The sequence below is a fragment of the Pseudoalteromonas sp. Z1A6 genome (assembly GCF_011378745.1).
In the GTDB taxonomy this organism is placed as follows: domain Bacteria; phylum Pseudomonadota; class Gammaproteobacteria; order Enterobacterales; family Alteromonadaceae; genus Pseudoalteromonas; species Pseudoalteromonas arctica.
The window spans coordinates 1-10075 of sequence record NZ_WTKW01000148.1; the positions used below are offsets into that span (position 1 = coordinate 1).

The following is a 10075-nucleotide window of genomic DNA, read 5'->3' on the forward strand; positions in this document are numbered from 1 at the left end:
AACTTTAAGGAATTAAATATTACCTAATTTTTCGGCTTGTGCTTTACATTGATTATAGCTCTCAACACATTTACCAGAGCATACTTGCTGCTTTAAGCCCTCAGCAGTTGTTTGCTGTTCACATGTACTTTCGCATTGGTAATTTTGTTGAGCACACTGATTCATTTCAGGGTTTTCAACTTGGTTTTGGCAACCTACTAATAGTGCAAAAGTAAGGGCGACTACGCTTGTTTTTATTAAAGTGTGCATGCTTCTTATCCTTAAAATGGAGTCGCAATAATATTAAATTTCGACTTGAATATTGTCGATCAATCTAACACCACCAAAATAGGCTGCGGCTAAAATAACAAATTGAGTATCTTCGATTGTAGCAGTTTTTAATGTATCTCGTTGAGCAATCTCAAAATAGTCTGGCTTTAGGCCAGCTTGCTCTAAGCTCTGTTTAGCTAAGCTTTCAAGTTTTACGAAGTCTTTTTCGCCGCTTTTAAGTTGCTCAGCGCATGTATTAAGTGCTTTAAATAATACGGTTGCAGTCGCTTTTTGCTCATCAGATAAGTAACCATTACGTGAGCTCATAGCAAGGCCAGAAACTTCTCGCATTGTAGGTACACCAATAACTTCAACCGGAATTGATAGGTCGCGTGCCATGGTTTTAATTACTTGCAGTTGCTGAAAATCTTTTTCACCAAAGCAGGCGTAATCGGGTTGTACAAGGTTAAATAATTTTGTAACTACCGTGGCAACACCTCTAAAGTGACCAGGACGTGAGCCACCACAGTAACCTAATGAAATATCAGGCACATCTACAAAGCTCTGTGCGCCAAGTCCATTTGGATAAATTGTTTCTACACTTGGGGTAAATACAATATCAGTGCCTAGTTCTGCAAGGCCTTGTTTATCTTCGTTTAGTGTACGAGGATAGTTATCTAAATCTTCGTTAGCACCAAATTGCATTGGGTTAACAAAAATACTCACAACGACTTTATCGGCTAAGTTTTTTGCTTTTTCTACTAGCGAAAAATGCCCACGGTGCAAGTTGCCCATTGTTGGCACAAGTGCCACGCTAAGACCCGCTTGGCGCCATGCTTTAATTTGACTACGTAACGATCTGATTTCAGTAATTGACTGCATTATTTAAACTCGTGTTCAGCGCTTGGAAACGCGCCATTTTTAACGTCTGTACAATACTTTTGAACGGCTGCAGGCATATTGCCTGTTTCGAGCAAAAAGTTTTTAGAAAATTTAGGAATGTAACCTGCTGAAATACCAACAAGGTCATGCATTACCAGTATTTGGCCGTCAGTTAAACTGCCCGCACCAATACCAATTGTTGGGATGCTTAGGGCGTCTGTAATGCGTTTTGCCAATGCACTTGGAATACATTCAAGTACTAATAATTGTGCGCCAGCAGCTTCAAGTGCTTTTGCGTCATCAATCATTTTTTGTGCTTTGTCTTCTTCGCGACCTTGTATTTTAAAGCCACCAAATACATGTACTGACTGTGGTGTAAGGCCTAAATGCCCGCAAACTGGAATACCTTGTTGAGTAAGCGTTTTAATGCTCTCGTAAAGCCATTCTCCGCCTTCAAGCTTAATCATGTTTGCGCCAGCGCGCATAAGCTCAGCTGCATTTTTACAAGTATCACTTACGCTTGAGTAGGTCATAAAAGGTAAGTCAGCAATTACAAATAATTCGCGGCTACCAGCGCGTACACAGCGGGTATGATATGCAATATTTTGATTGGTTACGCCAAGGGTGTCATCGCCGCCTTGTAGTACCATGCCCAAAGAGTCGCCCACTAAAATAACTTCAACGCCGTTATCATGAAATAACTTTGCAAAACTAGCGTCGTAGGCTGTCAATGCAGTAATTTTGTTATTTTCTGCTTTCATTTTATTTAAAGTAGAAACGGTTATTTTAGACATAATATCCTCGCAGGCAAAAGCCTAGGTTAATTACAGAGGTAATTGTTGTAAGTCGTTGAGCGGTAAATTATTTGCAATGGTTTTTAATGCAATGCCGCTAGGTAAAATAAGTTCAGGTGCAAGCTCTAATAGTGGATAAACCACAAACTCGCGATTATTCAAACCATAATGAGGCACAGTTAAGCGCACCGTATTTATAATTTGATCATCAAATAATAGAGTATCTATATCAAGTGTGCGTGGACCCCAACGCTCAGCCTTTCTTACTCGACCATGCTCAAGTTCAATTCGTTGCGTTAAATCAAGTAATTGCTCTGGCTCAAGGGTCGTTTTAATGCACGCTACTGCATTGATATAGTCTGGTTGATCTTGTGGGCCCATAGGCTTACTTGCATAGTAATGCGATACGTTTATAAATTCACAATTAGGCAGCTTTTTAAGCGCGATTACCGCGTTATCAAGCTGCTCTTTTGGTGAGTTTAGGTTGGCACCTAAACCCAAATAAACACAGTGCATGTTATTACTCAGCTGGCTTTTTAGTAGGTCGACGGCGCTTTCGCGGCTTAGGACCACCTTGGTGACCTAAGTTTTTAACCATCTCTTTTTGGCCGTTTATATCTTGGCTTAAGTATTGTGTCCACCACTGGGCAAGCTCAGTGTGCTGTGTTTCGCCTGCATCTACGCGTAAGAGTAAAAAGTCGTAGGCGGCTTTAAAGCGAGGTTGCTGCGTTAGTCTGTAAGCACGTTGGCCTGCACGTTTATCCAAACGGTGCTGAATATGCCAAATATCGCGAGCACCTAAAGTAAAGCGTTTAGGAACCGCAATGTGTTGTGAGTTATCGCTTAGTACTTTATTCATTGCTTGTGCGAAAGCATCGTATTCTGCAAGTTGTTCTTGGCTTTGAATCTTTTTAGTACGTTCAAGCAGCGGGAACCAAAGTAGTGCGGCAAAAATAAACGCTGGTGTTACTTTTTTATCTGCATTAATACGTTTGTCGGTATTTTGAAACATTTGCTGAATAAGCGTGTGTTCTAAGCCACTTGGATTTTTATCTAAGATTTTATCAAGCTCAGGAAACAGTGAGCGGAATAAGCCGTATTTACGCAGCATTAAAAAGTTAGCTTCGGCCTTGCCATTTAAAAACAGCTTAAGAATTTCTTCAAATAAACGTGCTGGCGGAATGTTATCAAGCAAACTTGCAAGCTCGCTAATTGGCTTTTCACTTTTAGGCGCAATGCTCATATCAAGTTTAGTAGCAAAGCGAACTGCACGTAACATACGAACAGGGTCTTCGCGGTAACGCGTTTCAGGGTCGCCGATTAGCTCAATTTGTTTAGCTTTAATTGCCGCTAAGCCGTTGGCGTAATCGTGAATACTAAAATCTTTGATTGAGTAATAAAGTGCATTGATTGAAAAGTCGCGGCGTTCTGCATCTTCTTCAATACTGCCAAATACGTTGTCACGTAGTAATTGGCCTTCATCGCTTGATTGGCTTATTTGATTTTTGTCTTCTTGCGCTTCGTGGTGGCCACGCATAGTCGCCACTTCAATAATTTCACGGCCAAATACAATATGTGCTAAACGAAAGCGACGACCAATAAGGCGACAGTTTCTAAATAGTTTTTTTACTTGATCTGGCGTGGCATTAGTAACTACGTCAAAATCTTTTGGCTGTTGGCCTAACAATATATCGCGAATACAACCACCAACAAGGTAGGCATCGTAGCCACCGTCTTTTAAGCGGTATAATACTTTGATTGCATTTGGGCTAAATTGTTTGCGAGAAATACCATGCTCACCACGAGTGACAACAATAGGTTCACTGCTTACAGAAGCGCTTTCGGCACTGGTATTCGGGCCGATTATTTGTCGGCAAAATTGAAAAAGCTTGGAAATAATAGTCTGTCTCCTAGAAGGTGTGATTGACTCTGCATCGCAATCAAAAGTTACAGCAAATGGGGCGGTTATAGCCCAGTACAAGCTGTTTGACGTAATTAGCATATATTTAGGCGGCTATCATATACCAGCAGGGTTTAAAAATTAAGTTGATGTGTTGAAATTAAGCCGTTTTTAGCTATTTTATTTACTTAAATGTGTAAATTGGACTTTCTGACTACGTGGATGCTGAGAAATTTGTATTTCGGATACTTGTGGTACCTGTTTTAAGCTAAAGTTTTTAATTCCCCAAGCGATTAATTGTTCAATATTTAAATCGATTAAATCAGCTATAACAGGCAATCCTAAAAATTCAAATGCACTAATTAAAGCAGGCTTTGGATTTTGTTTGCTAATGGCAGGAGCATAATTTTGTTTAGACAATTTGAAACCAGGCTTGGCAACCGCTAAAGGTAAATGAGCAAATTCAGGTACAGGGCTATCGAGCTGTTTAAATAAACTAATTTGCCGTGCGGTTGGCTCAATTAAATCAGCGCCTCTTACAATTCGATTAATCTCTTGATCAATATCATCGACGACCACAACAAGTTGATATGCAAATAAGTCATCGCTGCGTTTAATTAAGTAATCTTCATGGGAAAGGGCGCTATTTACCGTTATATCACCTTGAATTAAATCATTAAATTGAGTCGTTGGATGTTGCTGAACTAAGCGAAGCGCACCGGATTGAGTATTATGATTAAGTGCTTGGCAATGCCCCTGATAAATACCGCCAATGGCTTTTATTTGTTTGCGAGTACAGGTGCAACCATAAACAAGGTTTTGTTTTAAAAGTGAGTGGGTAATATCTTGGTATAAAGGCAGACGCTGCGTTTGATATACAACAGGTTCGTCCCAGTGAAGGGCGTAGGCATGTAAGGTATTAAGAATATCGGAGTCGGCGTTTTTAACCACGCGCGTAGTGTCAATGTCTTCTATACGAACTAACCAATCTCCTTGGTTAGCTTTTGCATCTAGATAACTACCCACAGCCGCTACAAGTGAGCCAAAATGTAATGGCCCAGAAGGAGACGGTGCAAAACGACCGCGATATTTACGCATAGGCGCAGTAACGGCTGTAGGAGACATAACTAATTAATAAGTATTAATTAGCCGCGTCCAGATTGCTTTTCTTTGATTTCTGCAAGTGTTTTGCAGTCTACGCATAAATCGGCAGTAGGACGTGCTTCTAAGCGACGTATGCCAATTTCGATGCCACAAGACTCACAAAAGCCAAAATCATCTTCTTTAATCAAATTAATTGTTTTTTCAATTTTTTTGATTAATTTACGTTCGCGGTCACGAGTACGAAGTTCTAAAGAGAACTCTTCTTCTTGTGCAGCGCGGTCAACTGGGTCAGGAAAGTTAGCAGCTTCGTCTTGCATGTGTGATTTAGTACGATCAACTTCGTTACGTAAATCATTACGCCAAGTTTCTAAAATCGCTCTAAAATGAGCACGTTGTGCATCATTCATGTACTCTTCGCCTGGTTTTTCTTGGTATGGTTCTAAACCGGCTTGAGCCAATAAACCATGTTTCTTTTGGTCTGGCATAACTCTCTCCTAAATCCTTAATTTAATGCCTCAGCATTAGCCGGCGGTATAAATAACAGAATCTTATATCCTAGGCAAATTTATTTTTAATTAATCGAATTAGCTTCAACCATGCTTACTGAGTAAAAAGTGTATTAATAGTCTATTTACACTTTTAATTAATTCACATATTCGCTTTCTAAAACTTGCCTTGTTATGTGGGCAAAAGCTTTAAAAACAAGTTAATTTTTATAATTCACTTTGTATAACTTTTTTTAATTTGAGTACTTTGCTTATTTTGCAAATTACGCTTAGTTCAATCCCTTGGTTTAATACACTATTGTGCAAATACTATTTTTTTATGAAGTAAAACTTCATTAGCAGAAATTGTGGCCTTGTATGCTAATACTTCAACGCCGGCTATTATTGCTTGGCTTAATAGCGTGGCGTATTTTTTATCAATATGCGCAGCTGCACTTACTGTATTTATTCCTTCATGCAAAACAGCGAACAGTAATACTGCTCGGTGGCCTTGTTCGATCATTTCTATTAGTTCGCGAATATGTTTTTGTCCGCGCAGTGTTTGCGCATCAGGAAAGTAGCCTTGCCCGCTTTGTGGTGCATCCTCGCTTAATAATGTGACTGATTTAACTTCTACGTAGCAATCAGGCTTATTTTCGTCTGTGAGTAAAAAGTCGATTCTGCTGTTTTCGCTGCCGTACTTTACTTCGCTTTGCAATTGACTGTAGTCGAGTAGCTCGCTTATCACATTATTGTTTATTGCTTCTTCTACTACTTTATTGGCCACCGCTGTATTTACACAAATAAGCTGCGATAAGTTATTTTGCGTAAGCTCTAATGAATGCGGGTATTTTCGTTTTGCGTTATCGCTTGTTGAATAAAAAGCAGCAAAACCCGGCTCTGCGCATCCCGTCATTTTACCTGTATTAGCACAGTGGGCGGTAAATTCACTGCCATCACTTAATTGTAAATCAGCTAAAAAGCGTTTGTAGCGTTTTAATAAGGTGGCAGGTTGCAGAGTTGGCGTGTACTTCATGATAACTTCCAAAGCGTAAATACTGCACAGCAGTGTGGTTTATGTTATTTATCTCAAGCTGTTGGGAACTTAAGCGCTCTATAGTAAACTCGGTGGCACATTTAAGTGCAAGGGTATTCTAACATGAGTGAAAAATTTGTTGTTCAACTAAGCGAACAAGCAGCAGCGAGTCATTGGGGCGATAATGCGTCATTGTCTTTTAATGAGCGCGGTGCAACTGTTCATTTGTCTGAGCAAGAAACATTGAAAAATGTTCAAAAAGCTGGTCGTACTATTGCAATCCAAGGTATTAAAAACGTTGAATTAGCAGGCGATGCTTGGTGTACAGAAAGTCAGTGGGCTTTTTATCAAGGCTTTGTAACACCAAAATCGTTAAACGGTGTTGATTTTGTTGATAACGCACAATCAGATATTAAAGAACTTGCTCACTTAAAAACGTCAGCAATTTGGGCACGTGAAATGGTTAACGGGACTGCCGATGACATTTACCCAGAAAGCCTTGCTGAAAAAGCGGCTGAGTTTATTCAATCATTAGCGCCTGAGCATGTAAGTTACCAAATTATTAAAGGTGATGCGTTACTAGAACAACAGTGGATTGGTATTCATGCTGTTGGTCGCGGTAGTGTTCGCCCGCCAGTATTGCTTGAGCTTGATTACAACCCAACAGGCGACGAAAATGCACCAGTAAGTGCAGCGCTTGTAGGTAAAGGTATTACGTTTGACTCAGGTGGTTACTCAATCAAATCAAGCGAAGGTATGCTTGGTATGAAGTGCGACATGGGCGGCGCTGCAACAGTAACTGCAGGTTTAGCATTGGCTATTAACCGTGGTATTGAAAAACGTATTAAACTGTTTTTATGTTGTGCTGAGAACTTAATTTCGGGTCATGCATACAAATTAGGTGATATTCTTACTTATAAAAATGGCACGACAGTTGAAATTGTAAACACCGATGCTGAAGGTCGCTTAGTACTTGCAGATGGCCTAATGGCCGCAGGTGAGACTGGCGCTCCACTTATTATTGATGCAGCAACACTAACTGGCGCAGCGCTTGTTGCTGTTGGTCAAGAGTACAATGCATTATTTGCACTTGATAAAGAACTTGTACGTGAAGTTGAGAGTTTTGCATCTCAAGAAATGGAAGCTGCTTGGCCACTTCCTCTTGAAAAATGGCATCAACAAAACTGCCCATCTCCTTATGCTGATACGGCAAATAGCCGTGCGCAAAAAGGTGGCGGTTATGGCGGTGCATCGAATGCTGCAGGCTTTTTATCGCGCTTTGTGCCAAACGATGGCAAAGGCTGGGTACACATCGATTTAGCGGCTGCATTTAACATGGGCAGTACAAGTCAATGGGCAGCGGGTGCAACAACTCAAGGTATGCGTACAGTTGCTCGTACTTTACAAGAAAAAGCATAATATTTACTAAATTACGCTTTTTACGCTAAAAATAGGCACCCTTGGGTGCCTATTTTTTAATTTACAGGCAAGCAATTTTATTTCATTTACGGTAAAATCAGTCGCCAATACCTGTTTGAGTTTAATTTTTGCTTAACTCTAAGCTGCGCTCAAATCTTATATCCACCACTGGGGTTTCTAATTATGTCAGATAAGTGCTACATCACAGCTCAACAGCTGCTTGAAGATTCGTTCCGCGTAGCGGCACAAGTATACCAAGATGGCTTTCGTCCTGATTTTATTATTGGTATTTGGCGAGGTGGTGCACCGATCGGTATTGCTGTTCAAGAATATTACGATTACAAAGGCATTGAGACTGACCACATTGCAGTACGTACATCGTCTTATTACGGTATTGGTAAACAGTCGAAAGAAATTAAAGTACACGGATTACATTACATTGTAGAGAACGCAAATGCAGGTGATTCATTATTAATTGTTGATGATGTATTTGACTCAGGTCGTAGTATTGTTGCATTAAAAGAAAAGCTTTCAGAGCTTATGCGCTTAAACTTGCCACGTGATATTCGTATTGCATGCCCGTACTACAAGCCAAAAAACTCAAAAGTAGACACTGTTCCAGATTATTATATTCATGAATCTGAAGAGTGGTTAGTGTTCCCGCATGAATTATCGGGTTTAACACCGGATGAAATTATTGCTGGTAAATCTGATCTTGCGAAAATTCATGACATTTTGCTAGAGAAGTAATTAGTAATTTGCATAAATAAAAAAAGGCCGTTAAGGCCTTTTTTTATTTTAAAGCTGAGCAAAGCTATCTACGTATTCACTTAGTTTTGGTATATCGACTGCTTGCAAGCCATCGTTACTTCTAAGTACCAAGCCTTTTTCTACGAGTTCTGTAACAACACGTCTGTAAGCTCGCTCAGTGGTAGCAAAACGTTCGGCTTCAGCATTTACAGTTGGGTAGGCTCTAAGTAGCGTAGGGTTGTTGTTCTCGGCCCTTAGTAAGCAATCTTTAGCTATGTTATAGCTAAGTGGTAGTAATAACTTATCTAAATTGATTTTTTGGTTTTCCTGAAACTTAGCCGCAATAGTTTGTGCTGTGTATAAGCTTAGTTCTGGTTTTTCAAGCAGTAGAGCACGCCAATGCCTTAATTCAATAAGGTTATAAGTGACATCGCTAAAGCACGTTACCGTATATATACACGGATTATTATTTAGCGCTTCTATTTCACCAATAAGGGTGTTGTTACAATCCAATTGTCCTAACAGCAGGCGTCGTCCATTACCTACGTCGTAACTAAACGACACAGTGCCACTGCGTACAAGCACAAGCTTGCTTAAAGGCTGATCTTGATGGATCAGAACTTCTTTTTTTGATTGTTGATAGCTACTACCGGCAAAGGTTAAAAGCTGATCAACAAGGTAACTAGAAAAATGGTATTGAAACATCAATGTGCTCTTCGGACATTTGTCCTATTTATTACATCTTAATGACGATAGCATTAAGACACTAAGAATTTACGCTAACTTGCTACTAATATTATTAGCTTTGCTAAGAGTATTATTTTACCTTCATTTCCCGTGTAATGATTTAAGAATTTGCTGGTATTTTCCGGCAAACTTTTTCAGGTTTTTTAAGCAGGTTAGCTTTTTTATTTTGTTGTAACTTTGCAATACTTACAAGTGCCATAAGATAGCAGTACATGTAATGCTAACCTAAAGGCTAGGAGAGAACAATTGAGTTGGGAATATTTAGGTTATATTGCATCAGCTTTATTGGTTGCATCGTTAACAATGACAGATGTAGTAAAACTGCGTTGGTACAACATGTTTGGTTGTATTGTATTTACTGCATACGGTGTTGCCATTGGCGCAGTGCCTGTTATTTTTACCAACGGCTTATTGTCGCTTGTAAATTTATATCACATTATAAAAATATATCGCCAACCTAAAGTTGAAGACGTTAAAAGCTAAAATAAGTTATCTGCACAAAGTAAGTTAATGGTTTTAATTAAAATCAAAAACTTCAGCTTTTGTGCAGTCCAGCTTGAAGCGTATATAGATAATCTCATATCACTCTACATAACTTACCTCTGAACCATGCTGTATTCTCCTACTTAAAAGATGATTACCTTAGGTTTTAATACGTCGATCGTTAGCTAAATACTGTTCGCGGTTTAGATATAAATAAGTGCTTCTA

12 protein-coding genes are annotated in these 10075 nt (G+C 39.5%); 3 read left to right on the plus strand and 9 right to left on the minus strand.

Annotated elements, in window-relative coordinates:
* Positions 1 to 12 precede the first annotated feature (12 nt).
* The 8 genes from GQR46_RS10800 to sfsA all read right to left on the minus strand — a co-directional run bounded on the left by GQR46_RS10800 (position 13) and on the right by sfsA (position 6450).
* Positions 13 to 249, minus strand: coding sequence for a hypothetical protein (locus tag GQR46_RS10800; protein ID WP_007587168.1), 237 nt, complete (start codon positions 247 to 249; stop codon positions 13 to 15).
* A 33-nt stretch (positions 250 to 282) separates the two neighbouring features.
* A complete protein-coding gene (gene panC / locus GQR46_RS10805; RefSeq protein WP_007587167.1) occupies positions 283 to 1131 on the minus strand; it encodes a pantoate--beta-alanine ligase in 849 nt (282 codons plus the stop codon).
* Positions 1131 to 1925 (minus strand): 3-methyl-2-oxobutanoate hydroxymethyltransferase, encoded by a 795-nt coding sequence (panB, locus tag GQR46_RS10810; protein WP_165740956.1) that lies wholly within the window; start codon positions 1923 to 1925, stop codon positions 1131 to 1133. Before panB ends, panC begins: the two co-directional genes overlap by 1 nt.
* A 30-nt stretch (positions 1926 to 1955) precedes the next feature.
* Positions 1956 to 2441: a 2-amino-4-hydroxy-6-hydroxymethyldihydropteridine diphosphokinase gene (gene folK, locus GQR46_RS10815; RefSeq protein WP_007587165.1), complete on the minus strand. Its 486-nt coding sequence runs from the start codon at positions 2439 to 2441 to the stop codon at positions 1956 to 1958.
* Between the two features lie 4 nt (positions 2442 to 2445).
* On the minus strand, positions 2446 to 3927 hold the full coding sequence (gene pcnB, locus GQR46_RS10820) for a polynucleotide adenylyltransferase PcnB (RefSeq protein WP_007587164.1): 1482 nt from the start codon (positions 3925 to 3927) through the stop codon (positions 2446 to 2448).
* Positions 3928 to 4005: 78 nt separating this feature from the next.
* Positions 4006 to 4950 (minus strand): tRNA glutamyl-Q(34) synthetase GluQRS, encoded by a 945-nt coding sequence (gene gluQRS / locus GQR46_RS10825; RefSeq protein ID WP_165740957.1) that lies wholly within the window; start codon positions 4948 to 4950, stop codon positions 4006 to 4008.
* A gap of 20 nt (positions 4951 to 4970) precedes the next feature.
* Positions 4971 to 5414, minus strand: coding sequence for an RNA polymerase-binding protein DksA (gene dksA, locus GQR46_RS10830; protein ID WP_002962671.1), 444 nt, complete (start codon positions 5412 to 5414; stop codon positions 4971 to 4973).
* Positions 5415 to 5730: 316 nt separating this feature from the next.
* Entirely contained in the window at positions 5731 to 6450 is a 720-nt protein-coding gene (gene sfsA, locus GQR46_RS10835; RefSeq protein WP_007587160.1) for a DNA/RNA nuclease SfsA, read from the minus strand.
* A 123-nt stretch (positions 6451 to 6573) separates the two neighbouring features.
* Here sfsA and pepB point away from each other — a divergent pair, with 123 nt between their 5' ends.
* Positions 6574 to 7869 (plus strand): aminopeptidase PepB, encoded by a 1296-nt coding sequence (pepB, locus tag GQR46_RS10840; protein ID WP_007587159.1) that lies wholly within the window; start codon positions 6574 to 6576, stop codon positions 7867 to 7869.
* A gap of 183 nt (positions 7870 to 8052) precedes the next feature.
* Positions 8053 to 8619, plus strand: a complete 567-nt coding sequence (locus GQR46_RS10845) for a phosphoribosyltransferase family protein (protein WP_007377478.1) — start codon at positions 8053 to 8055, stop codon at positions 8617 to 8619.
* A gap of 48 nt (positions 8620 to 8667) precedes the next feature.
* Here GQR46_RS10845 and GQR46_RS10850 read toward each other — a convergent pair whose 3' ends face one another.
* On the minus strand, positions 8668 to 9324 hold the full coding sequence (locus tag GQR46_RS10850; protein WP_002962665.1) for a Crp/Fnr family transcriptional regulator: 657 nt from the start codon (positions 9322 to 9324) through the stop codon (positions 8668 to 8670).
* A gap of 288 nt (positions 9325 to 9612) precedes the next feature.
* Here GQR46_RS10850 and GQR46_RS10855 point away from each other — a divergent pair, with 288 nt between their 5' ends.
* A complete protein-coding gene (locus tag GQR46_RS10855) occupies positions 9613 to 9849 on the plus strand; it encodes a YgjV family protein (protein ID WP_165740958.1) in 237 nt (78 codons plus the stop codon).
* The last annotated feature ends 226 nt before the right edge of the window (positions 9850 to 10075 follow it).